Annotated in this window: 21 protein-coding genes; 19 read left to right on the forward strand and 2 right to left on the reverse strand. The window is 73.1% G+C overall.

Annotated features, from left to right (window positions below; translation table 11 throughout):
* The first annotated feature begins 472 nt into the window (after nt 1-472).
* The 12 genes from F603_RS0101990 to F603_RS0102045 all read left to right on the forward strand — a co-directional run bounded on the left by F603_RS0101990 (nt 473) and on the right by F603_RS0102045 (nt 14554).
* Complete coding sequence (locus F603_RS0101990; protein WP_019544336.1) at nt 473-1504, forward strand: 2,5-dihydroxypyridine 5,6-dioxygenase NicX family protein; 1032 nt, start codon at nt 473-475, stop codon at nt 1502-1504.
* Between the two features lie 92 nt (nt 1505-1596).
* Complete coding sequence (locus tag F603_RS0101995; protein ID WP_019544337.1) at nt 1597-2868, forward strand: FAD-dependent monooxygenase; 1272 nt, start codon at nt 1597-1599, stop codon at nt 2866-2868.
* 54 nt (nt 2869-2922) lie between these two features.
* The gene (locus F603_RS0102000) at nt 2923-4389 is read left to right on the forward strand and encodes an MFS transporter (RefSeq protein WP_019544338.1); all 1467 of its coding nucleotides are present in this window, start codon (nt 2923-2925) and stop codon (nt 4387-4389) included.
* Nucleotides 4390-4492: 103 nt separating this feature from the next.
* Complete coding sequence (locus tag F603_RS0102005) at nt 4493-5371, forward strand: FAD binding domain-containing protein (protein ID WP_019544339.1); 879 nt, start codon at nt 4493-4495, stop codon at nt 5369-5371.
* Nucleotides 5368-7731, forward strand: coding sequence for a xanthine dehydrogenase family protein molybdopterin-binding subunit (locus tag F603_RS0102010; protein WP_019544340.1), 2364 nt, complete (start codon nt 5368-5370; stop codon nt 7729-7731). The genes F603_RS0102005 and F603_RS0102010 overlap by 4 nt, the downstream gene beginning before the upstream one ends.
* Nucleotides 7731-8276 carry a (2Fe-2S)-binding protein gene (locus tag F603_RS0102015; RefSeq protein WP_019544341.1) on the forward strand — a complete coding sequence of 182 codons (546 nt, stop codon included), beginning with the start codon at nt 7731-7733 and terminating at the stop codon, nt 8274-8276. The genes F603_RS0102010 and F603_RS0102015 overlap by 1 nt, the downstream gene beginning before the upstream one ends.
* Complete coding sequence (locus F603_RS0102020) at nt 8267-9013, forward strand: SRPBCC family protein (RefSeq protein ID WP_019544342.1); 747 nt, start codon at nt 8267-8269, stop codon at nt 9011-9013. The genes F603_RS0102015 and F603_RS0102020 overlap by 10 nt, the downstream gene beginning before the upstream one ends.
* A complete protein-coding gene (locus F603_RS0102025; RefSeq protein ID WP_019544343.1) occupies nt 9010-9669 on the forward strand; it encodes an isochorismatase family protein in 660 nt (219 codons plus the stop codon). Before F603_RS0102020 ends, F603_RS0102025 begins: the two co-directional genes overlap by 4 nt.
* A gap of 53 nt (nt 9670-9722) precedes the next feature.
* Nucleotides 9723-10589, forward strand: coding sequence for an alpha/beta fold hydrolase (locus F603_RS0102030; RefSeq protein ID WP_019544344.1), 867 nt, complete (start codon nt 9723-9725; stop codon nt 10587-10589).
* Nucleotides 10590-10649: 60 nt separating this feature from the next.
* On the forward strand, nt 10650-11132 hold the full coding sequence (locus tag F603_RS0102035; RefSeq protein WP_026328061.1) for a MarR family winged helix-turn-helix transcriptional regulator: 483 nt from the start codon (nt 10650-10652) through the stop codon (nt 11130-11132).
* Between the two features lie 14 nt (nt 11133-11146).
* Nucleotides 11147-11899: a maleate cis-trans isomerase family protein gene (locus F603_RS0102040; RefSeq protein ID WP_019544346.1), complete on the forward strand. Its 753-nt coding sequence runs from the start codon at nt 11147-11149 to the stop codon at nt 11897-11899.
* Between the two features lie 528 nt (nt 11900-12427).
* Complete coding sequence (locus F603_RS0102045; RefSeq protein WP_019544347.1) at nt 12428-14554, forward strand: primosomal protein N'; 2127 nt, start codon at nt 12428-12430, stop codon at nt 14552-14554.
* 136 nt (nt 14555-14690) lie between these two features.
* Here the strand turns inward: F603_RS0102045 and F603_RS0102050 are convergent, their stop codons facing one another.
* A complete protein-coding gene (locus F603_RS0102050) occupies nt 14691-15197 on the reverse strand; it encodes a hypothetical protein (protein WP_019544348.1) in 507 nt (168 codons plus the stop codon).
* Nucleotides 15198-15504: 307 nt separating this feature from the next.
* On the opposite strand from F603_RS0102050, the gene fmt reads away from it, so the two are divergent.
* The 7 genes from fmt to F603_RS0102085 all read left to right on the forward strand — a co-directional run bounded on the left by fmt (nt 15505) and on the right by F603_RS0102085 (nt 25717).
* Nucleotides 15505-16437, forward strand: a complete 933-nt coding sequence (fmt, locus tag F603_RS0102055) for a methionyl-tRNA formyltransferase (RefSeq protein ID WP_019544349.1) — start codon at nt 15505-15507, stop codon at nt 16435-16437.
* A gap of 124 nt (nt 16438-16561) precedes the next feature.
* The gene (locus tag F603_RS0102060; protein ID WP_019544350.1) at nt 16562-17995 is read left to right on the forward strand and encodes an RsmB/NOP family class I SAM-dependent RNA methyltransferase; all 1434 of its coding nucleotides are present in this window, start codon (nt 16562-16564) and stop codon (nt 17993-17995) included.
* Nucleotides 17996-19362: 1367 nt separating this feature from the next.
* Nucleotides 19363-20031: a ribulose-phosphate 3-epimerase gene (rpe, locus tag F603_RS0102065; RefSeq protein ID WP_019544351.1), complete on the forward strand. Its 669-nt coding sequence runs from the start codon at nt 19363-19365 to the stop codon at nt 20029-20031.
* Nucleotides 20032-20158: 127 nt separating this feature from the next.
* A complete protein-coding gene (locus F603_RS0102070; RefSeq protein WP_019544352.1) occupies nt 20159-21160 on the forward strand; it encodes a sugar-binding transcriptional regulator in 1002 nt (333 codons plus the stop codon).
* 823 nt (nt 21161-21983) lie between these two features.
* Nucleotides 21984-22466, forward strand: coding sequence for a cation:proton antiporter regulatory subunit (locus tag F603_RS0102075; protein ID WP_019544353.1), 483 nt, complete (start codon nt 21984-21986; stop codon nt 22464-22466).
* Nucleotides 22467-22880: 414 nt separating this feature from the next.
* Nucleotides 22881-24110: a cation:proton antiporter gene (locus F603_RS0102080; RefSeq protein ID WP_019544354.1), complete on the forward strand. Its 1230-nt coding sequence runs from the start codon at nt 22881-22883 to the stop codon at nt 24108-24110.
* A gap of 170 nt (nt 24111-24280) precedes the next feature.
* A complete protein-coding gene (locus F603_RS0102085; RefSeq protein ID WP_019544355.1) occupies nt 24281-25717 on the forward strand; it encodes a GuaB1 family IMP dehydrogenase-related protein in 1437 nt (478 codons plus the stop codon).
* 25 nt (nt 25718-25742) lie between these two features.
* Here F603_RS0102085 and F603_RS0102090 read toward each other — a convergent pair whose 3' ends face one another.
* Nucleotides 25743-26417 carry a DUF5995 family protein gene (locus F603_RS0102090; protein ID WP_019544356.1) on the reverse strand — a complete coding sequence of 225 codons (675 nt, stop codon included), beginning with the start codon at nt 26415-26417 and terminating at the stop codon, nt 25743-25745.
* Nucleotides 26418-26535 lie beyond the last annotated feature (118 nt).

The raw sequence follows: 26535 nt of genomic DNA on the forward strand, positions 1-26535 counted from the left end.
CGCGGAGGGAGTCCGCTCGCGCCGTTGCGGCCGCTGCTGGGGAAGCAGGCGCTCCTCGCCGAGACACGCGTCCACTGCGAGGAGGCGGCCGCCGCGAGGCCGGGCACGGTGCAGCCGGTCGTGACCACGGCACGGGAGGCGGCCAAGGCGCACACCACCGCGCCCCGCAAGGGCCGAAAGCCCTCCCCGAAGTCGCCCGGATGTCACGGGCGTTACCCCGGGCGCCTCAGGAAAGATCCGCGTGAACTCCTGTCGCAACCCTTGCCAAGCCGAGTTAGTACGTGTTCGGATTAATTCCGTCGGGCACCGAACCGACATGCATCTTCGCTGGTCAACTGCCGTACGGCGAGGCGATATCAGCCTGCCGAGACCCCCGTCCGCACCCCCAGCTCCCGACCCGTGAACCCGTCGCAGCCCTCGTGGCCGGCGGGCCGGCCCCGCACTGCCTCAGCATGCCCAAGGAGGGTCCTTCGTGTTTGATCTCTCGTCCGTCGACCTCCTCGACGCCTTCACCAAGGAGTTCCGTCTCTGCAAGGTCTCCGAGGGTGAGCACGTGGTCGTGCTCGCCGAGCCGGACAGCCGCGGCGACTACGTGGCGGCGGCGTTCGGCGCGGCCAAGTCCCTCGGTGCGCACGTCATTTCGGCGACGGTGCCGGGCGGCAGCCCCGCACCGATGCCGAGCACCCACACCGGCGCAGGCCCCGGACTCTCCTCCGTCCTCGACGACACCACGGCCCAGGACCTGCTGAAGTCGGCCGACTTCGTCGTCGACCTCACCCAGGAGGGGTTCATCCACGCGCCTGTGCAGCAGGAGATCCTCAAGGCAGGCACCCGCATCCTCTTCGTCTGCGACGCCCCCGACGTGCTCGTGCGCAACCTGCCGAACGAGGCGGACAAGGCGCTGGTGCGCCGCGAGGCGGAGCTGCTGAAGTCCGCCGCCACGATGCGGGTGACCTCGGCGGCGGGCACCGACCTGACCGTCGAACTCACCGGCTCCAAGCCGGAGTTCCAGGTCGGCTTCGCCGACGACGCGGGCCGCTGGGACCACTGGCCCAGCACGATGGTGCTCTGCTGGCCGGAGATCTCGGACGGGCAGATCGTGCTCGCCGAGGGGGACATCCTGCTGCCGTTCAAGGAGTACGTCGCCTCGCCCACCACGCTGCACGTCTCCGGCGGTCGGATCGAGGGCGTCGAAGGGGGCGCCGAAGCCCGGCTGCTGGAGACCTTCTTTGCGGACGCCGACGACAAGTGGGCCCGCTACCTCTCGCACATGGGCTGGGGTCTGATGCGCTCCGCCGACTGGTTCGCCACCGCGATGTACGGCAAGGGCGACCTGATGGGCATGGACGCCCGCGCCTTCGCCGGCAACTTCCTGTGGTCGACGGGGCCGCACCCCGTCCTCGGCCGCGAGTCCTACGCGCACCTGGACATCGCGATGCGCGGCTGCTCGATCGCCGTCGACGAGACCCAGGTTGTTCGCGAGGGCGAACTCACCGACCGCTGAGGGGCCTTGCCCCGCCCGCCGCACCGGACTCGGGCGGCGGCACCCGCCGCCCGAGTCCGCCCCCGTTCGCACACGCTGTGAGGAGAACCGCGTTGGCGCCCAGTCAGTCCATCGAAGCCACCGTCGTCGGCGGAGGGCTCGGCGGTCTCACCGCCGCGCTCGCCCTGCGTCAGCGGGGAGTTCGCGTCACCGTCCTGGAGCAGGCACCGTCCCTCGGCGAGGTGGGCGCCGGTATCCAGACCGCGCCGAACGCCAGCCGGCTGCTGCTCGGGCTCGGGCTGCGCCGGCAGTTGGAGGCGATCCACACCGAGCCGCTCGACCAGGTGCGTCGCCGTTGGAAGGACGGCGCCGTCGTCGGGCTGACGAGCCTCGGGCAGCACTGCAAGGACACCTACAACGCGCCGTACTGGCACTACCACCGCGCCGACCTGCACCGCGTCCTCCTCGACGCCTGCACGGACCCCCAAGGCGCGGGCCCGGTGGTGGAGTTGCACACCGACAGCCGCGTCGACCGACTCGACCGCACCGACCCGCGCCGCCCCGTCGCGTGCACCGACGACGGCCGCCGCTTCGCGGCCGACCTGCTCCTCGGCGCCGACGGCATCCGCTCCCAGGTGCGCGAACTGATCGGGGCCGAGGACACCCTGGAGTTCTCCGGCGAGATGGCCTACCGCGCGCTCATCCCCGGCGACGCGATCGCCGCCGACCCGGCCACCCGCTGGCTCTTCGACCGCTTCCAGAGCACCATCTGGTACGGCCCCGACCGGCACCTGGTGCACTACCTGATCCGCGGCGGCGAGTACCTCAACATCGTGGCGATCGTGCCGTGCAGCGAGGAGGTCGCGGAGAAGTGGACCGTCCGCTCCTCGCCGAGCGAACTCGCCGCCGCCTACCCGGGTTGGGACGACCGCGTCCCCGCGATGCTCTCCAAGGCGAAGGACGACGTCGCCGCGTTCGCCCTCTACTACCGCCGCCGCGACCCCGTCTGGCAGGACGGCCGGGTGGCGCTGCTCGGCGACGCCTGCCACGCGATGCTCCCCTACCAGGCGCAGGGCGCCTCCCAGGCGATGGAGGACGCCGCGGTGCTCGCCGAGGAGTTGGGACGCGTCACCGTCGACGGAGTCGAGGAGGCGCTGCGCCGCTACGTGGACCGCCGGGCCAAGCACGCCGGCATGGTGCAGGAGGCCTCGCTGCGCAACAAGGACTTCTACCACTACCCGGACGGGCCGCTCCAGGAGCAGCGGGACGCCAAGCTCCGCCGGGGTTTCACCGGCGAGTCCGACGTCTCCTACGAGTGGCTGTGGAGCGGCACCCCGCTGCACGACCCGGACCAGACCGACTTCTCCTACCAGTTCCCCCGCTGACTCGCCCGCCGCATTCCCGGTCACCACCCGGTGACCCAGACCCTTGGAGCCACGGTGAAGACAGGCGACCAGATCGTCCAGGAACTCCCCTGGAAATGGGGCGTTCAGGGCCGGATCTTCCTCATCGGTGGTCTCGGCTACCTCTTCGACGCATGGGACATCGCGCTCAACGGCTTCCTGATGCCGCTGCTGGGCGACGAGTTCGACCTCACCCTCAGCGCCCGCGGCCTCGTCGCGACGTCGAACCTCGTCGGCATGGCCGTCGGCGCGATCGTGTGGGGCGCCATCGCCGACCGCATCGGGCGGAAGAAGGCGTTCAGCGCCACGCTGTTGCTCTTCGCGCTCTTTTCCGTGGTCGGCGCGCTCTCTCCCACCTACGAGGTGTTCCTGCTCTTCCGCTTCCTCGCCGGCGTCGGCCTCGGCGGCTGTATCCCGGTCGACTACGCGCTGGTGAGCGAGTTCTCGCCGAAGCGCTACCGCGGGCGCATCCTCACCGCGCTCGACCTCTGGTGGCCGATCGGCGTCACGCTGTGCGGCATCGCCTCCACGGCGCTCATCCCGCTGAGCGGCAACTGGCGTTGGATGTTGGCGACGATGGTGCTGCCGGCGCTGCTGCTCTTCTGGGTCCGCCGCGGCGTACCCGAGTCGCCGATCTACCTCACCAAGACCGGCCGTGAGGCGGAGGCACGGGAGGTGATCGACCGGCTGGTGGCCCAGACCGGCGCCACGCCCGAGCCGTACGCGATCCCCGCGCCGCCCGCCCCGGACGAGGGGCGCCGCATCGGTGGAGTGCGCGCCGGCTGGGAGCAGTTCCGGCTGCTGTGGAGCCACAGCCCGCGGATCACCGGCGTCGCCTGGGCGCTCTTCGTCACCATCATGCTCGTCTACTACGCCGCGCTCACGTGGATGCCGTCGATCCTCAAGGAGGAGGGCTACGGCGACACCGCCTCCTTCATCAGCACCACGCTGATGAGCGGCGTGGGCATCGCCGGCGTCGTCGCCTCCACCTGGCTCGTCGACGTCGTCGGCCGCAAGTGGCTGATCGGGCTCTCGGCGCCGATCGCGACCGCCGCCCTCGTCGCCTTCGCGGCGGTGCTGGAGGTGCAGACGGCCGCGCTCATCGGCATCGCGGTCTTCGGTTTCCTGATCCAACTCACCATCCCCGCGCTGTACGCGTACGTCTCCGAGCTGTACCCGACGACGCTGCGGGCGAGCGGCTTCGGCTGGGCCTCCTCCGTCTCGCGGGTCGGCACGGGCTTCGCGCCGATGCTCTTCGGCTCGGTGATGTGGCCGCTGCTCGGGCTGCCGTGGACCTTCGCCGTGCTCGGCGTGACCGTCCTCGCGGCTGTGCTCTGGATGGCCGTCGCTGCGCCGGAGACCCGGGGCAGGGAGCTCGACTCGGAAGCGATCAACACCGACCCGCTCGACGAGGCGGACCCGCAGCGGCACCTGTCGACCGAAACGCTCACGGACGGCACGGGTGCCCCGACCGCCGCCGGTGAGGAGCCCGTTCGCGGCTGACGGACCGCCCCTGCACCGTCGTCCACGGCCGTCCGTCGGGAGGCGGCACGGACAGTCCGTCGCCGCCTGCCGTCTCCCGACGGAGAGGAGATCCCCCAGCACCATGAAACCCGCACCGTTCACCTACCACCGTGCCCGCGACCTCGACGGGGCGACGCGGCTGCTCGTCGAGTTGGAGGCGCGCGAGGAGGACCCGAAGGTCCTCGCCGGCGGCCAGAGCCTCGTCGCGATGATGAACTTCCGCCTCGCCCGCCCAGCCCACCTCGTCGACATCGGCCGCCTGGACTGCCTGCGCGGGATACACACCGACGCGGACGGCGCGCTGCACCTCGGCGCGCTCACCACCCACCACCAAGTCGAGCGCGCGCCGGCGGAGTTGCTCGGCCGGGGACACGCGGTGCTGCGCGACGCGATGCGCTGGGTCGGCCACCTGCCGATCCGCACCCGCGGCACCGTCGGCGGCAGCCTCGCGCACGCGGACGCCACCGCCGAGTGGTGCCTGCTCGCGACGCTGCTCGACGCCGAACTCGTCGTGCACGGCGGCGGCGGTCGACGACGGGTGCCGGCCGCGGAGTTCTTCCTCGGCTACTACACCACCGCTCTCGGCGCCGACGAACTGCTCACCGAGGTCGTCTTCCCGCGTGAGGCGCCGCACGCCGCGCTCACCGAATTCGCCCAGCGGCACGGGGACTTCGCGACCGTCGCCGCCGCCGTCGACCTCGAACTCGCCGCCGACGGCCGCACGGTGTGCGGCGGGCGCGTCGCGCTGGGCGGTGTCGCCGCGCTGCCGGTGCGGGTGCCGGAAGCGGAGGCGGTCCTCGCCCGCGGCGACACGGCCGGCGACGCGCTCTTCGCCGCGTGCGGGCAAGCCGCCGCCGAGGCGGTCGACCCTCCCTCCGACGACGCCGGTTCCGCCGGCTACCGGCGTCGACTCGCCCGCACACTCGTCGTCCAGGCCTGCGAGGAGGCGTTCGCCCGATGAGCCCGACCGAACCCCACGAGGACCGCGCCGCGTTGGTCGGCACCTCGACCCGCCGCCGCGAGGACCCCCGACTCCTCACCGGGCGCGGCACGTTCACCGACGACATCCACCTGCCCGGCACGCTCTACGCGCAGTTCGTCCGCGCCACCGTCGCCTCGGCCACGGTGACCTCGCTCGACCTCTCGGCCGTGCGCGAGGTACCGGGCGTCGTCGCCGCGTTCGACGCGGCCGACCTCGCCCTCGGGGACATCACCGCCCGACTCGGCCGCCCGGCGGCGGAGTTCGTGCCGACGAGCATGCCGATCCTCGCGCGGGACCGGGTGCGGTACGCCGGCGAGCCGCTCGCGGTCGTCGTCGCCAGGGACCCGTACGCCGTCGAGGACGGTTTGGAGGCGGCCCGGGTGAGCTACGCTCCCGAACGGGCCGTCACCTCGGACACCGAGGCGCTCGCCCCCGACGCCCCCCTGGTCCACGCCGAGGCCCCCGCCAACACCCTGCTGGACGTCTCGATGTTCGCCACCGAGGGGATCGACGACGTCTTCGCCGAGGCCCCCTGCGTCGTCGACGTCTCCGTCCGCACCGGGCGGCAGAACGCGCTGCCGCTGGAGACCAGGGCCGCGCTCGCCGCCTGGGACGACCGCGAGGAACAGCTCACGCTGCGCACCCCGACCCAGGTGCCGCACCAGGTGCGCACCGTCGCCGCGCGCTGCCTCGGGCTCGACGAGCGGGCCGTGCGGGTGCTGGTGCCGGACATGGGGGGCGGCTTCGGACTGAAGTGCGTCGTCGGCCGGGAGGAGATCGCCGTCGCGGCGGCGTCCCTGCGGCTGGGCCGCCCGGTGAAGTGGACCGAGGACCGCAAGGACGCGCTCACCGCCTCCTTCCTCGCCCGCGAACAGCACTACGAGGCCCGCGCCGCGTTCGACGCCGAGGGACACGTCCTCGGTCTCGACACCGACCTGATCTGCGACATGGGCGCCTACTCCTGCTACCCGTTCACCGCCGGCATCGAGCCGCTGATGGCCTCGTCCGAGATGCCCGGCGTCTACAAGGTGCCCGCCTACCGGGTCCGCGCCCGCGCCGTGACGACGAACAAGGCGCCGAGCGCCCCCTACCGCGGGGTGAGCAGGCCGCAGTACGTGATGGTCGTCGAGCGGCTCTTCGAGCGCGCGGCACGGGAGTTGGGGATCGACCCGGTGGAGATCCGCCGCCGGAACCTGATCACCGACTTCCCCTACACAGGCGTCAACAACGTCACCTACGACCCGGGTTCCTACCTGGAGTCGCTGGACCTGTGCGAGCGGACGCTCCGCGAGGAGGGGTGGTACGCACGCCGCGAGGAGGCCGCCGCCGAGGGCCGCCACCTCGGCATCGGCTACGCCTGCTTCAGCGAGCGCACCGGCTACGGCTCGACGGCCTTCGCGCAGCGGAAGATGGAGGTCGTCCCCGGCTTCGACATCGCCGAGGCGCGCATGGACGTCACCGGCGCCCTCACCGTCTCCACCGGGACGATGAGCCACGGTCAGAGCCACGAGACGACGATGGCGCAGATCGCCGCGGACGAGCTCGGCCTCGACCTCGCCCGCGTCCGCATCCACCAGGGCGACACCGACCGCGTCACCTACGGCTGGGGCACCTTCGCCAGCCGTTCGATCGCCGTCGGCGGCAGCGCCGTGCGGCTCGCCGCCGGGAAACTCGGCGAGAAGCTGCGGCTGCTCGCCGCCTCCCGGTGGGAAGTCGCCCCGGACCGCGTGGAGTTGGGCGACGGCCGGGCGCGCAACGCCGACGACGGCAGCACGCTCAGCTATCCGGAGCTCGCGGAGATCGCCTACCTGAAGTCGCACCTGCTGCCGAAGGGCGTCGAGCCGGGACTCTCGGCCACGGCGAGCTTCGACGTCTTCAACGACGGCACCTTCTCCAACGCCACACACGGCGTCGTGGTGGAGCTCCACGAGGCGACCGGCCAGGTGGAGATCGTGCGGTACGTCTGCGTGGAGGACTGCGGGGTGGCGATCAACCCGCAGGTCGTCGAGGGCCAGTGCCGCGGCGGGATCGCGCAGGGCATCGCCGGGGCGCTCTTCGAGGAGATCACCTACGACGCCCAGGGCGAGCCCTCGGCGACCAGCTTCATGGACTACCGGGTGCCCACCGCCCTGGAGATCCCCGAGATCGGCATCGCCCACCTGGAGACGCCGTGCGCCTTCACCGAGACCGGCGCCAAGGGCGCCGGCGAGGGCGGCACCATCGGCGCGCCCGGCGCGGTGCTCAACGCCGTCAACGACGCGCTCCGCCCGACCGGCGTCGAGCTCGACCAGACCCCCATCACCCCGGAAACCGTCGCCGACGCCCTGGAGCGTGCCTGATGTCCCAGATCACCCACGAGCCGCCGGACCGGCAGTTGTTGACGTTGGAGGTCAACGGCGAGGCGCACGAGGTGCTCGTCGAGTCCCGCCGCACCCTCGTCGACGTCCTCCGGCACGACCTGGGGCTCACCGGCACCCACGTCGGCTGCGAGCACGGCATCTGCGGCGCCTGCACCGTCCTGATCGACGGAGCGCCGGCGCGCGCGTGCCTCACCTTCGCCGCGCAGGCGGAGGGGAGCGCCGTCGAGACCGTCGAGTCGCTCGACGGGGGCGGTGGGGGCAGTGCACCAGGGCGCCGACTCTCGGATCTCCAGCAGGCGTTCACGGAGCACCACGCGTTGCAGTGCGGCTTCTGCACGCCCGGGTTCCTGATGCTCGCCGAAGGACACCTCGCCGAGCAGCCGGCGCCGAGCAGGGAGGAGATCCGCGAGGTGGTCGCAGCGAACCTGTGCCGGTGCACCGGCTACCAGACGATCGTCGACGCGATCGAGGACTGCGCCGCCCGGCGTCGGGCGGCCACGAGCGAGGAGGGCCCGTGCAACTGAGCAACCACGTCACCGTGAAGGCGTCGCCGCAGGAGGTCTTCGCCCTCGTCAACGACGTCGAGCGGGTGGTCTCCTGCATGCCGGGCGCCGCCCTCACCGGTCGCGAGGGCGAGGCCTGGCAGGGGCGGGTGAAGGTCAAGGTGGGCCCGATCACGGCCGCCTACGCCGGCACCGTGCGGTTCCTCGAAGTCGACGAGGAGCGCCGGACGCTGCGGGTGCAGGCCACCGGCGCGGACACGCACGGCAGCGGCGACGCGGAGGCGGCCGTCGCGCTGGAGGTGGCGCCGGCACCCGAGGGGGCCGAACTCCGGCTGGAGACGGACCTGGTGATCCGCGGAAAGATAGCCCAGTTCGGCAAGAGCGCGGTGAACACCGTCTCGGACAAGCTCCTGCAGCAGTTCGCGCAGAACCTCGGCAGCCTCCTCGACCAGGACCGCGCGGCGGCCGCGACGCCGGCTCCGTCCGGCGGGCCGGACAGCCCCGCCGCCGGGACGACGCCCGCCGCCACTGCGCAGCCCGTTCCTGCGGCCGCCCCCGCGGCGGCCACGCCCGCCGCAGTCGCCCGGTCCCCCCTCGGCGACGAGGAGTTGAACGGCCTCGCGATGCTCGTGCCGCCGAAGGTCGCCAAGTACGCGCCGCTCGCGGGCGCGTTCGCCTTCGGCCTCTTCGAGGGCTGGCTGCTCGGCCGGGTGTTGACGCGTGAGAAGCAGCAGGCGCTGCGCGGGAGGGCCCGATGAACCACTACGACGTCGAGACCGACCGCACCTACTCCCGCGCGGGCTTCGGCGCCCCGGTCCGACGCGGCGGTCGCCCGGCGCTGGTCGTCGTCGACCTCACCCGCGGCTTCACCGAACCGGGCTTCCCCTCCGGGGCCGACCTCACCGACGTCGTCGCCGCGACCTCCGCGCTCGTCGAGGCGGCGCGGCCCGCCGGCGTCCCGGTGCTCTGGACGGCGATCGCCTACAGCCCGGCCGAGGCCACGGGCCACTCGGTGACCTGGCTGGAGAAGGCCCAGGGGATGCGCGCGCTGGTGGAGGGGAGCGAGCAGGTGGCGCTCGACCCGCGGTTGCCGCGGCGGGAGGAGGACCTGCTCGTGGTCAAGAAGGGCGCCTCGGCGTTCTTCGGCACCTCGCTCGCCGCCGCCCTCACCGGCCTCGGTTGCGACACCGTTCTCGTCTGCGGCGCCACCACCAGCGGCTGTGTGCGCGCCACTGCGGTCGACGCGGTGCAGTACGGCTACCCGGTGCTGGTGCCGCGCGGCTGCGTCGGCGACCGCGCGCGGGGGCCGCACGACGCCGCCCTCTTCGACATCCAGGCGAAGTACGGTGACGTCGTCGACGACGCGGAAGCGCTCGACTACCTGCGCGGGTTGCCGCCGACCGCGACCGCCTGACCCGACCAACTCCCCGATTCCCCAGCACCGTTCCACCACCGTCAGGAGCAGCAGTGTCCCTGCCCGCCCACGCCACTCCGCCCGACCGCTTCCTCACCCCGGAGGCGCTCGCCGACCTCGCCGACCTCCCGGCGCACAGCCGCTGGGTACGCGCCGGCTCCCTCCCGCTGCACCTTCTCGACTACGGCGGGGACGCACCCCCGCTCTTGATCCTCCCCGGCATCACCAGCCCGGCCGTGACGATGGACTTCGTGGCACGCCGACTCACCGACCTGGTCCGCCCGCTGGTCCTCGACGTCCGCGGACGCGGCCTCTCCGGCGACGGCGAGGGGTACTCGCTGACGGAGTACGCGACCGATGTCGAGGCCGTCGTCGACGGCCTCGCGCTCGACCGGCCGCTGCTCCTCGGCCACTCGATGGGCGCCCGGATCGCCGCGGCCACCGCGGTGCGCGGCACCGTCGAACTCTCCGGCACCGTGCTGGTGGACCCGCCGACGAGCGGCCCCGGACGCGGCGCCTATCCGACGAGCCGGGAGGCGTTCCTCGGCCAACTCGCCGAGGCGCGGCGCGGCACCGACGCGGAGGAGGTCGGCCGCTCCTGGCCCCGCTGGCCGCTGCGGGAGCGCGCGTTGCGCGCCCGGTGGCTCGCGAGCTGCGGCGAGGCGGCGCTCGTCGGCACCCACGAGGGCTTCGAGACCGAGGACTTCTTCCACCTCTGGCCCGACGTCCCGAGCCCGACGACGCTGTTGTACGGCGCGGACAGCCCGGTCATGCCCGCCGAGGCCGTCGCGGAGGCCGCACGCGCCCTGCCCACGGCGACATTCCGGGAGATACCGGATGCCGGGCACATGGTCTTCTGGGACAACCCGGAAGCCTCCCTCGACCTGCTGCGCGAGACGCTGCGCGGCCTCCTCGACTGAGCGGCCGGCCGGCTGTCGGGCGCCCGCTCGAGGGCCCAACTGCCGTGCTTAAGTGGGCTCATGGCTGACAACACCCCCCCTGCTACGCGCTCGGAGAGCGTGCCACCGGCTGCGCTGACCGCTGCGCCCGGATACCAGGTCAGGCGGCTGTACCAGGCGTACCTCGCCGTCTGGCTGCACACCGTCGACGCCACGCTGACCGGACCGCAGTTCGCGGTCCTCACCGCGGTGGACGCCGATCCGGGCCAGGACCAGTCGTCCATGGCCTCCGCCGTCGCACTCGACACCTCCACCATGGCGGACGTCGCACGGCGGTTGGAGCGCCGTGGCCTGCTGGAGCGCCGCACGGCCGCCGCCGACGGCCGGCGCAAGCTGCTCTACCTCACGGAACTCGGCGCCCGGACCCTCCGTGAGGCGCACCACCGCGCACGGGAGTTGGACGAGTCGCTGCTCGCGCCGTACCCACCCGCGCGCCGTACCGAGCTCCTCGCGGAGCTGACCGCCCTCGCCGACCACTGGGTTCAGTTGGCCGACGAATCCTGACCCCCGGAGGACCCGTGACAGACCACCACATCGGCATGATCGTGCCCAGCTCCAACCTGACGATGGAGGACGAGCTGCCGCGCATGCTGCGCGCCCGACAGGAGGAGCTTCCGGAGGACAGGTTCCTCTTCCACAGCAGCCGGATGCGGATGCAGCACGTCACGCCGGAGCAACTGCGGGCGATGAACGCGCAGACCGAGCGGGCGGCGCTCGAACTCGCCGACGCCCAGCCGGACGTGGTGGCCTCTGCGTGCCTCGTGGCGCTGATGGCACAGGGTCCCGGCTACCACTGCACCGCCGAGCGGGAGATCGCCGCGGGTCTGCGTGCGGGCGACTGCGCGGCGCCCGTCCTCTCCAGCGCCGGGGCGCTGTTGGGGGCGCTGGAGGCGCTGGGCGCGGAGCGGGTCGCGCTCGTCGCCCCGTACATGAAGGACCTCACCGGCAAGGTCGTCGACTACATCCAGGACGCGGGCGTCAAGGTCGTCGACTCGCTCAGCCTCCAGGTCCCCGACAACCTCGACGTGGCCCGCCTCGACCCCGACGACCTGCGCACCCACTGGCAGCGCCTCGACCTCGCGGACGCCGACGCGATCGTCCTCTCCGCGTGCGTGCAGATGCCCTCGCTCTCCGCGGTCCAGTACGTCGAGGACGCCTCGGGGCTCCCCGTCCTCTCCGCCGCGACGGCGACGGTGCACGGTCTCCTCACCGCACTCGGGCTGCGTCCCTACGTGCCGAACGCGGGGCGTCTGCTCGCAGATCGGGGCTGACCTGGACGAACCGGGCGTTTTACTGCCGTAGATCACCCTCCGACGCCGCGCGTCCCGCTCCCTTGCGGGGGCGCGGCGGGGGAGCGGGTGCCCGCGGCGGGCTTCCCGTGGCCGAAACGTCGGCGCGGGCCGCACGTCGGCCACGACGCTGTCACGTCGGCGCCCTCGGTTACCCGGCCTCAACTCGCCTTCGCCCGGGGTCGATCGACCGAGCCGCCGTTCCGAGTTGCGGGCGAGCGCGGCCGGCGCCTGGTTGGGTCGTGCGGCATGGCGACGCCGTGCCTCTCGTGCGGTGGGAGCGGTGATGACGAGGACCGTCCTGCTGCCCTCCCTGGCTGACCGCGAGGGACCGAGAACGGGGCGCCACTTCGCAGCCCTGTCGTCGACGTGCCTGCCTCCAGGCCGTTGAGCCCCGGTAGCTCCCATGCTTCTTCGTGCGCCCCACCGCCACTTGCAGCGCACGTGAAGTGCGCCGAGGCCGTCCGGCTCGGGGGTCGATTGTCGGAGTGGTCTGCTAAGACTGGGCGGGTGAGCAGCGAGGACGAGCGGGAGGGCGGGGCGCCGCCCGAGCAGTTGGCGTTGATCCGGGAGACGGTGCGGAAGAAGCGTGCGCCGAAGGCGAAGCCCCGGACATGGCGCGGCGTGGAGCTCGCGCCTGAGCTGCCCGTGGCGCGTGTCCTCGTGGACAAGGGGCTCGTCCACCTCGACCGGTACTTCGACTACGCCGTCCCCGCCGCCATGGACGAGGAGGCACAGCCCGGGGTGCGGGTGCGGGTGAGGTTCGGGGCGGGGGAGCGGGAGGGACGCCGCGAGGGCGGCAGGCTCACGGGCGGCTTCATCGTCGAGCGGGCGGCCCGCAGCGACTTTCCGGGGGCGCTCGCGCCGCTCGCGCAGGTGCTCTCCACCGAGCGCGTCTTCACGCCCGAACTCCGGGAGCTGTGCCGGGCCGTCGCCGACAGGTACGCCGGATCGCTCGCCGACGTCGTGCAGTTGGCGGTGCCGCCGCGGGTGGCCCGGGTGGAGAAGAAGCCGTCGCCCGAGCGGCTTCCGCCGCCCGCGGCGCCCGAACCAGCCGGTTGGTCGCGGTACGAGGAGGGCCCCGGGTACCTGGCGGCGCTGGAGCGCGGGGAGGCGCCCCGTGCCGTGTGGACGGCGCTCCCCGGTGCCTGGCCCGAGGAGCTGGCCCGCGCGATGGCCGCGACGCTCGCCGGGGGCCGCGGCGCGCTCGCGGTGCTGCCCGACGGAAGGGCGGCCCGGCGCGTGGACGCCGCGCTGACGGAGCTGCTCGGCGAGGGGCACCACGTCCTGCTCACGGCCGACGCCGGCCCCGACGCGCGGTACCGCAGGTGGCTCGCGGTGAAGCGCGGAGCCGTGCGCGCCGTCGTCGGTACGCGGGCTGCGATGTTCGCGCCCGTACAGCAGTTGGGGCTCGCCGCGATCTGGGACGACGCCGACCTGGCGCACAGCGACGACCACGCGCCGCAGCCGCACGCCCGCGAGGTGCTGCTGCTCCGCGCGGTCCACGAGCGGTGCGGGTTTCTGCTGGGGGCGCACGGGCGCACGGTCGAGGCGGAGCAGCTCGTGGAGTCCGGGTGGGCGGGCGAGTTGGTCGCGCCGCGCGGTGTCCTGAGGGACCGTGCGCCGCAGGTGCGCACGGTCGGCGAAGGGGACGAGGCGCGGGACGCGGCGGCCCGTGCCGCGCGGCTGCCGAGCGTCGCGTGGCAGGCCGCCCGCGAGGCGCTGGCGTCGGGCCCCGTGCTGGTCCAGGTACCGCGGCGCGGCTACGTACCGGGGCTGGCGTGCGAGCGGTGCCGCGAGTCGGCGCGGTGCGCTCGATGCGCCGGGCCCCTGGAGCTGACGGGGAGCGAGGAGGCGCCCCGCTGCCGCTGGTGCGGGGTGCGGGAGCCGTGGCGGTGCCCGTTCTGCGGCGGGGCGCGGCTGCGCGGCCGCGTCTTCGGAACGCTGCGCACGGCCGAGGAGTTGGGGCGTGCCTTCCCCTCCGTGCCGGTGCGCACCTCGGGCGGCGACCACCTCCTCGACGACGTCCCTGACGCCCCTGGCCTGGTCGTCGCCACCCCCGGCGCCGAGCCGCCGACGCGCGGGTGCGGGTACGCGGCCGCGCTCCTCCTCGACGGTTGGGCGCTCCTCGGCCGCGCCGACCTGCGCGCGGGTGAGGAGGCGCTGCGGCGGTGGCTCGGCGCGGCGGCGCTGGTGCGCGGGAGCGAGGACGGCGGTCGGGTCGTCGTGGTCGCGGATGCGGCGCAGCGGCCGGTGCAGGCGCTGGTGCGGTGGGACCCGTCCGGCTTCGCGGCCCGGGAGTTGGCCGAGCGCGCCCAGCTCGGTTTCCCTCCGGTCTCCCGGATGGCGGCTGTGAGCGGGCGTCCCGAGGCGGTTGCGGGATTGCTCGCCGACGCCGAACTCCCGCCGGAGAGCGAGGTGTTGGGCCCGGTTGCGCTGCCGGTCGCGGAGTCCCCGCGGATGCGCAGGGTGGGCGGTCCGCCCGTGGGGGAGACGTGGGAGCGCGCTCTGGTGCGCGTGCCGCCCGGGTCGGGGGCGGCCATGGCGGCGGCGTTGAAGACGGCCCAGGTGCAGCGGCTGACGCGGCGGGAGGGGCCGCCGGTGCAGATCAGGGTCGACCCGATCGACATCGGATGACGGTCCGCGCCCGGGAGCGAACCGTACTGCTGTGCCCTGGGGTTGCTCTTCGCACGCCGACGCCTCCCCGGGCAGGACGGGGGCGCACGGCGTGCGGGACTCCGACGTACGGCGGAGTCCCGCACGCGCGCACCCTTCAGCCCGTGCGGGGCCCCGGAAAGGCGCCGGTCCGCGATTCGCGGGAGGGCTCCCGGGCCGGCCCCGAGGACTGCGCGGGCACGGAGGGCGCCGTCGCGGGGCGCGGTGCCTCGCCCTCGGGCGCGGGGCGCGGTTCGGAGGCGGTCTCGCGCGCGGGGGCGCGCCTCGCGCCGTAACGCCGGTGGACGGCCTGCTTGGTGACGCCGAGCGCAGACCCCACGGCGTCCCAAGAGAAGCCGAGCGAGCGGTCGAAGTCGACGGCTGCGGTGACGAGCGTTTCGACACTGTCACGGAGTTCCTGGGCAAGCCGGACAGTCGGGGCCGGCGCCCTGCCGTAGACGACGAAACCGGTCGAGGGGCCCGTACGCCGGGGGCGGTAGACGTTGCCGAGCTGCGCGGTGAGGGTGCGGAGGGCGTCGACCTGGCGGCGGACCCGTTCGATGTCCCGTACCAGGAGGTGCAGGGTGGCCCGGGCCTGGGCGTCGTGCGTTACGTGATCGGCCATGAAGGAGCCTCTCGAACCGGCTGTACAAGTGGGGGGCGAGACCGGACCGCGAAGCGGTCGGAATCGGTCAATCTGACTTGACCAACGCATGAGCGGTCACTGTGGTCACGCTGCTGGGGCGTGTGCTCAACCGAGGTGGGGCGCGTCGGGGTTGGTCCGCGCCGTACGAGCGCCGGGCGTACCCGGGCGCTCGTAACGCGGGCGCGTACCGGCCGCAACGGCGCCCTCGCGCGTACCTAGACTGGTGCGCCCGGCCGCTGCGGTCGGCCCGCTCGCCAGCCGCCCTCCGAGAGGTAGTCCGCCACCGATGAGGCTCGTCTTCGCCGGCACCCCCGAGGTCGCCGTCCCCGCCCTCGACACACTGCTCTCGTCCGCGCACCACGAGGTCGCCGCGGTCGTCACCAGACCGGACGCGCGTGCCGGAAGGGGGCGCAGGCTCGCCCCGAGCCCGGTCGCCGAGCGCGCGACCGAGGCGGGCATCGAGGTCCTCAAGCCGGCGAAGCCCGGGGACGCCGAGTTCCTCGCGCGGTTGCGGGAGATCGCGCCCGACTGCTGCCCCGTCGTCGCGTACGGGGCGCTGCTGCCCAAGCGTGCGCTCGAAGTCCCCCGGCACGGCTGGGTGAACCTGCACTTCTCGCTCCTCCCGGCCTGGCGGGGCGCGGCCCCCGTGCAGCACGCGCTCCTCGCGGGCGACGAGGTCACGGGTGCCTCCACCTTCCTCATCGGCGAGGGGCTCGACGACGGCCCCGTCTACGGCGTCGTCACGGAGGAGGTCCGCCGCACCGACACCAGCGGCGACCTGCTCACCCGGCTCGCGCTCGCCGGAGCCGGCCTGCTCGGCGCGACGATGGACGGCATCGCGGACGGCACGCTGGAGCCGAAGCCGCAACCGGCCGAGGGCGTCTCGCTGGCGCCGAAGCTGACCGTCGAGGATGCGCGCATCGACTGGGGCGCGCCCGCGCTCCGTATCGACAGGGTGGTGCGCGGCTGCTCGCCCGCGCCCGGCGCGTGGACGCTCTTCCGGGGAGAGCGCCTGAAGGTACGCGCGCTCGCTCCGGACGCCGAGGCCGCGCCGCTTCCCTCGGGAGAGCTCCGGGTGGGCAAGCACTCCGTCCACGTCGGCACGGGCTCGCACCCCGTCGTCCTGGAGTGGGTGCAGCCGCAGGGCAAGAAGCCCATGGCGGCGGCGGATTGGGCCCGCGGGCTGCGGCTCGCCGACGGAGCCCGGCTCGGCGAGTAGGCACGGGCGCTGCCGCCGGCGCCGGGCGCCCGCACCGGTGCTGCGCCGTCCGACGTAGGCTGGGGCGTACGCAGAACCCTGTCCCGCCCCTGCGGGACCCAGTACCCCCGGAGCACCTTCACCCGTGAGCACCCGGCAGCAGCGTCCAGCCAAGCCCTACCGGCGCCCCCGCCGCGACCCCGTCCGCATCCTTGCCTACGAGGCGCTGCGCGCCGTCGACGAGCGCGACGCGTACGCCAACCTGGTCCTCCCCCCGATGCTCAAAAAGGCGCGCGACAAAGGGGAGTTGGACGAGCGCGACGCCGCCCTCGCGACCGAGCTCGTCTACGGCACCCTGCGCCGCCAGGGCAGCTACGACGCGGTGATCGCGGAGTGCGTCGACCGTCCGCTGCGCGAGGTGGACCCGCCGGTGCTCGACGTGCTCTCGCTCGGCGCCCACCAGCTACTCGGCACGCGCATCCCCCCGCACGCGGCGGTGAGCGCGACGGTCGAGCTGGCCCGCGCCGTGCTGGGGGACGGCCGCGCGAAGTTCGTCAACGCCGTGCTCCGGCGCATCTCGGCACGCGGGTACGGCGAGTGGCTCGACCGGGTCGCCCCGCCGCTCGACGAGGACCCGGAGGAGCACCTCGCCGTCCACCATGCGCACCCGCGGTGGATCGTCTCGGCCTTCTGGGACGCGCTCACCGCCGCGGGCACGGGCGAGGCGACGGTCGAGCAGGTCGCCGAGGCGCTGGAAGCCGACAACGAGCGCCCCGCCGTCACTCTCGTCGCTCGCCCGGGCCGCGCCACCCGGGAGGAGCTCCTCAACGGCACGGCCACCGCGGGCAGTTGGTCGCCGTACGCGGCCCACCTCGACGAGGGCGGCGAGCCGGGAGCGCTCGACGCGGTGCGCGAGGGGCGCGCCGGCGTGCAGGACGAGGGGAGCCAACTCGTCGCGCTCGCCCTCGCGAACGCGCCCGTGGACGGCGACGACCGCGCCTGGCTCGACGTCTGCGCGGGCCCGGGCGGCAAGGCCGCACTGCTCGGTGCGCTCGCGGCCGAGCGCGGTGCCGGCCTCGTGGCGGCGGAGAAGCAGCCGCACCGCGCCGGGCTCGTCGCGCGGTCGCTCGCAGGCAACCCCGGGCCCTACACGGTGGTCACGGCCGACGGCACGCGCCCGCCGTGGCAGCCGGGCAGCTTCGACCGCGTCCTCGTCGACGTGCCGTGCTCGGGTCTCGGCGCGCTCCGCCGGCGCCCCGAGGCCCGGTGGCGGCGCCGCCCCGAGGACCTTCAGGGCTTCGCGCCGCTCCAGCGGAGCCTGCTGCACGAGGCGCTCCGCGCGGTGCGCCCCGGCGGCGTCGTCGCGTACGTGACCTGCTCGCCGCACCTGGCGGAGACCCGCCTCGTCGTGGACGACGTCCTGGAGCGGCTCCCCGGCGGCCTGGCGGCCGAGCGGCTTGACGCGCGTCCGCTGCTGCCCGGCGTCCCCGACCTCGGCGAAGGTCCCGACGTCCAGCTCTGGCCGCACCTGCACGGCACGGACGCGATGTACCTGGCGCTGCTGCGGCGTACGGCCTGACGGGTCGACGCCAACTCTGCCCGGAGCGGGGGCGGTTGGGCGAGGACCGGAGTGGTCCAACGGCTGGTGACCAACAGGCCGGGAGAGGCGGGGGTGTGCACCGCCGCTGCGACCGGATTGTGCCTCGGCGTGCGGCCCCTCGGCCGCCGGTGATCGGGCAAGAGCCGTACCGTTCTTGACGGTCGGAGCAGGCGGTGCTCGACGGTCGGTCACCGCTGTGCCGATCGCTGCTGTGCCGGGTGCGGCAGGGGCGCGAGTGCTGTGAACGCTGCGTCGACGTACGGGCCGGGGAGTGGTGGTGCAGGGCCGGTCGCGGCGCCGAGGAGGGCACCCGGCGCTTTTGAGGCGAAGGCGGCCCGCGAAGACGTGCGGTGGGCCGGTCGCCGTCGAATCTTCCCGTGTGTGCCGGCCGGCCAGGGCAACGACGTGCCGGCGCGCCGGAGTCGGGAGCGCCGGCTCGGAGTTGCGCGAACTCCGGCCGCCTGTGGTCGAGTTGGAGTCCTCCCGCCTCGGGTCGCGCGGTGTGTGCCGCGAGGTTGCGGCTGCGGAGCGCTCACTGCCGGCTGCCCCGCCGCCGTCCGGCAGTACCGTGCGGTCGGCCGCCGTGGCGGCCCGTCCGCCAGGGCGACTTCACGCAAGGCGCGATACGGACACCGCGTCTGCTCACGACGGCCTGACGCCCCCCCCCGCTGGCGACCGACGGCTTTTCAGAAGCTGGGCGCCCGAACTCCCGTGCTCAGCGGCGCAGTTGAAGAGGACGCACAGTCGCGGCCGCCGCCCGGCGTGAGTCGCATCCCGGAGCCGTGCCTGCGCACGACGAGCAGGGAGGCCGACGGCGCGGAGGGCCGGGCAGGCACCGCAAGCGGAAGACGTCCGGCCGGTAACGGATCGATGGCCGTGAGGCAACCGCTCGGACTCGGCTTGTTGCGGCAGTGAGTTCGCGCAATTCGCGGAGGTGTCGCCCGCGGTTCCGACCCGGCGACATCGGATATTCCAGGTGCGCCATGGCCAATTAGGCAGGCTGCAAAAGAGTACAGGCGTGCGGTAAGAACCCGGGTTGAGGAGATGCCGCGCGGCGCATTCGGGGAACTGCATTACAGGGAGGCTCCCGTCGGGCCTGCTCGGAGCGGAGGCCGCGCCGCGGGCGGCCCGCGAGAGGCGACCGTGCCGCGCCCTTTCGAACGCCCGGCAATTCGCGGCCTTACCAGGCCGTCCGCGTCGATATTCCCAGCGCACAGGATCGTGCCCAGGTCGTTTCTCCGGCGGTTTTCCCGATGCCGGGAAGAGTCGTGCACCGGCCCGCGCAAAGTGCCCGAGCAAATCCCGCCACACGGCTCTGACCTGCGGCTTTGTGATAGGTTTCAGGTATGGCTCAGATCAACCCCAGCATCCTTTCCGCGGACTTCGCCAACCTCGCCGCAGAGGCGGAGGCGGTGCGGGGTGCTGACTGGCTCCACGTCGACGTGATGGACAACCACTTCGTCCCCAACCTCACGCTCGGCGTGCCCGTGGTCGAGTCGCTGCACAAGGCGACGCGGACCCCGCTCGACTGCCACCTGATGATCGAGGAGCCGGACCGCTGGGCCCCCGCGTACGTCGAGGCGGGCGCCGGCTCCGTCACCTTCCACGCGGAGGCGGCCGCTGCGCCGGTCCGTCTGGCGCGGGAGCTCCGGGCGAAGGGGGCGCGCGCGTCGATGGCGCTGAAGCCCGCGACGCCGATCGAACCGTACGAGGACCTCCTTCCCGAGCTCGACATGCTGCTCGTGATGACGGTCGAGCCCGGCTTCGGCGGGCAGGCGTTCCTCGACATCATGCTCCCGAAGATCCGCCGCACCCGGCAGTTGATCGAGAAGCACGGCCTGGAGATGTGGCTCCAGGTCGACGGCGGCGTCTCGGCCGAGACCGTCGAGCGGTGCGCGGAGGCCGGGGCCGACGTCTTCGTCGCCGGGTCCGCCGTCTACAGCGCAGAGGACCCGGCGGAGGCGGTGCGCGCACTGCGCGCGCAGGCCGAGAACGCGCGCCACGCCTGCCGTTGAGCGAGTACGAACAGGCTCCGGGACCGGGGCAATCTGCAAGGATGAACGCGCCGGCGCCAGAGCGCGCAGAGTGCGCACAAGGCAAGACTGTGAGGTGAATGCGGTGTCGTCGGGCCGAGCCACGCGTATGGGACCCGCCGAGCTGATGCAGGCGGCGGCGATGGCGCGCCGCTTCTACCTGGAGGGGAAATCCAAGATCCAGATCGCCGACGAGTTCGGCGTGAGCCGCTTCAAGGTGGCGCGTGTGCTGGAGACGGCGCTCGAACGCGACCTGATCCGGATCGAGATCCGGGTGCCGGCCGAGCTCGACGCGGAGCGCTCCGACGCGCTCCGCGCCAGGTACGGCCTGCGGCATGTCGTGGTTGTCGAGTCGCCCGCCGAGGCGGCGGACGACGCCGCCGACCCGGAGAACCTCGGCGAGGTGGCGGCCGACCTGCTCGGTGAACTCGTCACCGAGGGGGACGTCCTCGGCCTCGCGTGGGGACGTTCCACGATCCACATGGCCGCGGCGCTGCGGCAGCTTCCGCCGTGCACCGTCGTCCAACTCACCGGGGTCTACGACGCTGGCACCGCCGACCGCGGCTCCGTCGAGGCGGTACGCCGCGCGGCCGAGGTCGCGGGCGGCGAGGCCCACCCGATCTACGCGCCGATGCTCCTCCCCGACGCGGGCACGGCGGCGGCACTGCGCAGCCAGACAGGCATCGCGCGCGCCTTCGACTACTTCGACAAGGTGACGGTGGCGGCCGTCTCGATCGGCTCCTGGGAGCCGGGCATCTCCACCGTCCACGACATGCTCAGCGACACCGGGCGGGAGCACTACTCCTCGCTCGGCGTCGCGGCCGAGATGTCGGCCCACCTCTTCGACTCGGAGGGCCGGAGGATCGGCAGGGACCTGGGGGAGCGCTGCATCACCGTCGAGGCGGAGCGGCTGCGGCGCATCCCGGAGGTCGTGGCGATCGCCGGCGGCCAGCGCAAGTCGGCCGCGATCGGCGCCGTCCTCCGCTCCGGCCTGGTGACCAGCCTCGTCACGGACACCGCCGCGGCCGACGCCCTCCTCCTCGGCGAACAGCCGGGCCCCCGTCCGGCGTTGGAGCGCGCGGACCCCGACGGCGCGGCTCTGCAAAGCTGACCACGCGGGAGCGTACGCGTGCCCGAGGGCGCGCGGCGCTTCCGTCTCTGCGGACTTGGCCAGTGCAACTCTTGGCCGCCGTCGGGGCATCGGGCATTGCGCGGTGGTGACGTCGCTTGTGGCACGTCTGCGCGGCGCCCGGGAAGTCCGGCTGTTGGCTACGAGGCCGGAGCAGGGTCCGGCGTATCCGGAGGCGCGGTGCCGTGGGGGGACGACGGTTCCTTCCCTTCGGCAGCCCGTCGCCTGAGCCTCGGCGCCGCGGTGGTGTCTTTGTACCGCCGGGGAGACGTTCCAGCTACTGGTGACAACTCCTCAGCGAGCCGTCCTCTCCCAACTCCTTTTGTTCCACAGGCCGTCGGGCACGCCTGTCCGATGACGGCACGTTCTGCACCGCCGCACGGCCGAGCTCTTCGCCGATTCTGCGCCGAATTCGCCGCGCCTGATACGGCACTCCGCCTCGTCGGCGCACGGCTCGCCCGACAACGTGGCAACCCCAACTCGGCGCTGGGTCCCGCTGATCCAACACCGCCCTCTTGCACCGCGGCGGCCCAGGAAGGGCACCGCTACAGGACACGGCCTTGCCTCGCCGGAGCTCGGTGGACCCAAGCGCCCCGGCATTACGCGGTGTTGAAGCCGCTCTTTCCTCCGGTACCGCACGCCGGCGCGCGGGCTGTTCGCGCGCGGTCCTCCGCGTCACCCAACTGACCGAGATCAGGCGTCGATTCACGCCCCGGCAACAAAGATGCGTTAAGAAAGCGTTAAGATGCTTCCCGTCCTGGGCCGCAGGCGGTCGGCCCCGCACCCGTTCGAGGAGGCAAGCGCAATGACCACCCGCAGCACGAAGTTGCCCGGGGTGGGCACGCAGTACGACATCTCCACCCGCGCCGGCCGCCGCGTCTCGGTCGTCGCGCACCAGGACGGGCGTCGCTTCCTCGCCTTCTACACGCCGGATGATCCGGACGCCTGCCAGGCCACGGTCCCGCTCGACCCGGACGAGGCCGGCTCGCTGGCGAAGATCCTCGAACCCGGTGAAGCGCAGACACCCGGGCTCGGCACCTGCGGCCTCGACATCGACCTGGTCACCGTCCGCATCCCGCTCACCGGTCACTCGCCGTACAGCGGCGAGGTGTTGGGGGAGACGAAGGCCCGCACGAGGACCGGCGCCTCGATCGTCGCCGTGCTCCGGCGGACCGGTCCCGTCCCCTCGCCGACGCCGGACTTCCGGCTGGAGACCGGTGACGTACTGGTCGCCGTCGGCACCAAAGAGGGCGTGGACGAGCTGACCCGGATCATCTCCGGAACCTGAACCGCCGAAACACAGCACCGCCGGACTCCCGGCTCACCCGGTCCCACGCAGCAGAGGAGGCGTCGAGCACACCGCGCAGCACCCGAACCCCCTTACACGGCAAGGGGGTTCGCCCACATCTGCGGCGCACCCCACAGCGCCGTGACCGGCCCAGAGGTCCGGTCACCCGACGACCGACAACCCGACGACCGCGAGAACTCGAACGCACCGACGGAGCTCGGGCGAACCCCACCGCCGCGCCCCACACGGGCCCCGGCGACGCGTCCGCACCGCAGCCACGCCAAGACAGCAACTGCCCAGTCGACAAACCGTCCGACCGACAAACCCGCCTGACGAAGGAGCCTGCACAGGAGCCTGACGGAAGGTAAGCGACTAGCCGGACAGCACCGGCAATGCGGGAGAGGGGCCCCCTATATGCACGAAACCACCGTCCTCCTAATCGAGTTGGGCGCAGTCATCCTCGGCCTCGGGCTCGTGGGCCGGCTCGCCGGCCGCATCGGTCTCTCGCCGATCCCCCTCTACCTGCTCGCCGGGCTCGCCTTCGGCAAAGGGGGTCTTTTCCCGCTCACCGCGAGCGAGGAGTTCATCAGCGTCGGCTCGGAGATAGGCGTCATCCTGCTGCTCCTCCTCCTCGGACTGGAGTACAGCGCCTCCGAGTTGGTGACCAGCCTCAAGACGCAGTACCCCTCGGGGATCGTCGACTTCCTCCTCAACGCGCTTCCCGGTGCCGTCGCCGCCCTGCTCATGGGGTGGGGCCCCGTTGCCGCCGTGGCGCTCGCCGGCGTCACCTGGATCTCGTCCTCCGGGGTCATCGCCAAGGTCCTCACTGACCTGGGGCGGCTCGGCAACCGTGAGACGCCGGTCATCCTCGGCGTCCTCGTCATGGAGGACCTCTCCATGGCCGTCTACCTTCCGCTGCTCACGGCGCTCGTCGCGGGGCTCGGCCTCGCCGGCACCAGCGTCGCGCTGCTCGTGGCGATCGGCACGGTCGGCATCGTCCTCTTCGTCGCGCTGCGCCACGGGCGGTTGATCAGCCGCGCGGTGAGCTCCGACGTGCCGGAGATGCTGCTCCTCGTGGTCCTGGGGCTGACGCTGCTCGTCGCGGGGCTTGCGCAGAAGCTCCAGGTGTCGGCCGCCGTCGGGGCCTTCCTCGTCGGGATCGCCCTCTCGGGCGAGACGGCGAAGAACGCACGGAGCCTGCTGAGTCCGCTGCGGGACCTCTTCGCCGCCGTCTTCTTCGTCTTCTTCGGGCTGAGCACCGTGCCGGCCGACATCGTGCCGGTGATCGTCCCCGCGCTGATCCTCGCCGCCGTGACGACCGTGACCAAGATCGCGACGGGTTCCTACGCCGCACATCGTGCCGGGGTAGCTCTGCCGGGGCGGCTCCGCGCGGGCGCGGGGCTCGCGGCCAGGGGGGAGTTCTCCATCGTCATCGCGGGGCTCGCCGCGGGGGTCGACCACCGGCTGGTGCCGCTCGCCACGGCGTACGTGCTGATCATGGTGATCGTCGGGCCCGTGGCGGCCCGTTGGACGGAGCCTGCGGTCCGCCGCTTCCGACGCCTGCTCGCGCGGTCCCCCTCGTCCGCGACGCCGGAGGCCGTGCCGCAGCAGACCGAAGGGGCGCCGCCCGCCGTCCCGCGCTGAGCGTTCCCGGCGGTGCAGTTCACCGGGTTGCCGCTCGCGCTCCGTACGCGGGTACGTACGGAGCGCGAGCGGCAACCCGGTGCTCCGTAGAAAGGCACAGGGCTCCGGCGCACACCTTCGGTCGATCGTCTGTTCGCGGTCTCTCGCCGCGGCGTGGGAGACTGAAGTACGTGCGTTTCCTCAATGACCAGCAGCCGCAGTACGACCTGACGTACGACGACGTCTTCATGGTCCCGAACCGTTCAACGGTCGGTTCCCGGCAGGGAGTCGACCTCTCCACGCCGGACGGGACGGGGACCACCATCCCCCTCGTCGTCGCCAACATGACGGCGATCGCGGGCCGCCGCATGGCCGAGACCGTCGCCCGCCGCGGGGGCCTCGTCGTCATCCCGCAGGACATCCCGCTCGACGTTGTCACCGACGTCATCCACTGGACGAAGCGCCGCCACCTGGTGCTCGACACCCCCATCACCCTCGACCCCTGGCAGACCGTCGCCGACGCGCTCTCCCTCCTCCCGAAGCGGGCGCACGGCGCCGGCATCGTGGTGCGGGACGGGCGGCCCGTCGGCGTCGTCACCGAGGCGGACCTGACCGGGGTCGACCGCTTCACCCAGCTCTCCGAGGTGATGTCGTCCGAACTGCTGGTCCTCGACGCCGAGATCGACCCGCGTGAGGCCTTCAACCGCCTCGACGAGGCGCACCGCAAGCTCGCGCCCGCCGTCGACAAGGACGGCCGCCTCGTCGGCATCCTCACGCGCAAGGGCGCCCTGCGCGCGACGCTCTACACCCCCGCCACCGACGCCCAGGGACGGCTGCGGGTGGCGGCGGCCGTCGGCATCAACGGGGACGTGGCGGGAAGGGCCCGCGCGCTCCTCGACGCCGGTGTCGACACCCTCGTCGTCGACACCGCGCACGGCCACCAGGAGCGGATGGTCGAGGCGCTGCGGGCCGTGCGGGCGCTCGGTCCCGAGGTGCCGCTCGTCGCGGGGAACGTGGTTTCGGCCGAGGGGGTGCGCGACCTCGTCGAGGCGGGGGCCGACATCGTGAAGGTCGGCGTCGGGCCCGGCGCGATGTGCACCACGCGGATGATGACGGGCGTCGGTCGGCCGCAGTTCTCCGCGGTGCTCGAATGCGCCACCGAGGCGCGGAAGTTCGGCAAGCACGTGTGGGCCGACGGCGGCGTACGGCACCCGCGCGACGTCGCGATGGCGCTCGCGGCCGGGGCGTCGAACGTGATGGTCGGCTCGTGGTTCGCCGGCACCTACGAGTCGCCCGGCGATCTTCAGGTCAGCTCCGAGGGGCGCCTCTACAAGGAGTCGTTCGGTATGGCCTCGGCGCGTGCGGTGCGCCACCGCACCAGCGAGGAGTCGGCGTACGACCGGGCGCGCAAGGCCGTCTTCGAGGAGGGGATCTCCACCTCGCGGATGTTCCTCGACCCGACCCGCCCCGGGGTGGAGGACCTCATCGACTCGGTCATCGCCGGGGTGCGCTCCTCCTGCACCTACGCAGGTGCGGCGACCGTCGAGGAGTTCGCCGAGCGTGCGGTCGTCGGCATCCAGAGCGCCGCCGGATACGCGGAGGGCAAGCCGCTGCACGCCAGTTGGTGAGGCCGTGCCCCGTTCCCTCGCGGCGTCAGCGGGGGAGCGGGGTGAGCAGGCAGCGTGCCGTCGTCCCGGCGTCGGCGTCGAGCCGTTCGGCCAACTCCGCTGCGAGCGACGGCGCGGCGCGCAGTTCCCACAGCGCACGGAACGCCGCCCACGCGCCGCGCAACGCCCGGTCGAGGTTCCACGCGCCGACGAGGTGGGCCAGCGGCTCCGTGACGACGAGGGTCTCGGGGCCCGACGTCAGCTCCTCGCGCACCCGCTCCTCGACGCCGGCGAGCAGCTCGCAGGCGCGCGCGAAGTCGCGCTCGATCGCCTGCGGTTCGAGGCCGTCGAGTCGGCAGGTCTCCAGCAGCGTCAGGGGGAGGTCGTGCGCCGCCATCGAGTAGACGCCGCTCAGTGCGAACTGCACGCCGCGCACGGCCGGGTGGCGGCGTGAGCGGAGGAGCGGGCGCCAGCACGCGGGGAGTGCGGCGCCGGTGTCGTCGGCGGCGAGTGCGTCCAGGTACCGGCGGGTGAGGCGTGCTGCGAGTGCGCCTGCGACGGGGCTCGGCTCCTCGAAGGACTCGATCGCGGCGAGGTACAGCCAGTTGAAGAAGACGAGGCCGTCGTCGGTGCGGAGGGACTGCGTGACGGTGCGCAGTGCGTGCGCGGAATCGGCGAGGGGTGGTGGGGGAGCCGGGGGGTGGCTCGTGGCTGTCGTCATGGACGCACAGTTGCAGAGCCGGCCCGGTACACAGGTGTGAGAGCGGGGCATGTAGCTCGTACGAGGGAAGCGGTGGGTGCAGGGTGTGACGGGACACCTGCCGTCTGCGGGACCGAGG

It is taken from the genome of Streptomyces sulphureus DSM 40104, assembly GCF_000381025.1.
In the GTDB taxonomy this organism is placed as follows: domain Bacteria; phylum Actinomycetota; class Actinomycetes; order Streptomycetales; family Streptomycetaceae; genus Streptomyces; species Streptomyces sulphureus.

Coding starts and splice junctions, on each gene's coding strand:
- F603_RS0102005 (WP_019544339.1), top strand. CDS start 4,493: ATGAAACCCGCACCGTTCACCTACCACCGTGCCCGCGACCTCGACGGG.
- F603_RS0102010 (WP_019544340.1), top strand. CDS start 5,368: ATGAGCCCGACCGAACCCCACGAGGACCGCGCCGCGTTGGTCGGCACC.
- F603_RS0102015 (WP_019544341.1), top strand. CDS start 7,731: ATGTCCCAGATCACCCACGAGCCGCCGGACCGGCAGTTGTTGACGTTG.
- F603_RS0102025 (WP_019544343.1), top strand. CDS start 9,010: ATGAACCACTACGACGTCGAGACCGACCGCACCTACTCCCGCGCGGGC.
- F603_RS0102035 (WP_026328061.1), top strand. CDS start 10,650: ATGGCTGACAACACCCCCCCTGCTACGCGCTCGGAGAGCGTGCCACCG.
- F603_RS0102050 (WP_019544348.1), bottom strand. CDS start 15,197: ATGGCCGATCACGTAACGCACGACGCCCAGGCCCGGGCCACCCTGCAC.
- fmt (WP_019544349.1), top strand. CDS start 15,505: ATGAGGCTCGTCTTCGCCGGCACCCCCGAGGTCGCCGTCCCCGCCCTC.
- rpe (WP_019544351.1), top strand. CDS start 19,363: ATGGCTCAGATCAACCCCAGCATCCTTTCCGCGGACTTCGCCAACCTC.
- F603_RS0102070 (WP_019544352.1), top strand. CDS start 20,159: ATGGGACCCGCCGAGCTGATGCAGGCGGCGGCGATGGCGCGCCGCTTC.
- F603_RS0102075 (WP_019544353.1), top strand. CDS start 21,984: ATGACCACCCGCAGCACGAAGTTGCCCGGGGTGGGCACGCAGTACGAC.
- F603_RS0102080 (WP_019544354.1), top strand. CDS start 22,881: ATGCACGAAACCACCGTCCTCCTAATCGAGTTGGGCGCAGTCATCCTC.
- F603_RS0102090 (WP_019544356.1), bottom strand. CDS start 26,417: ATGACGACAGCCACGAGCCACCCCCCGGCTCCCCCACCACCCCTCGCC.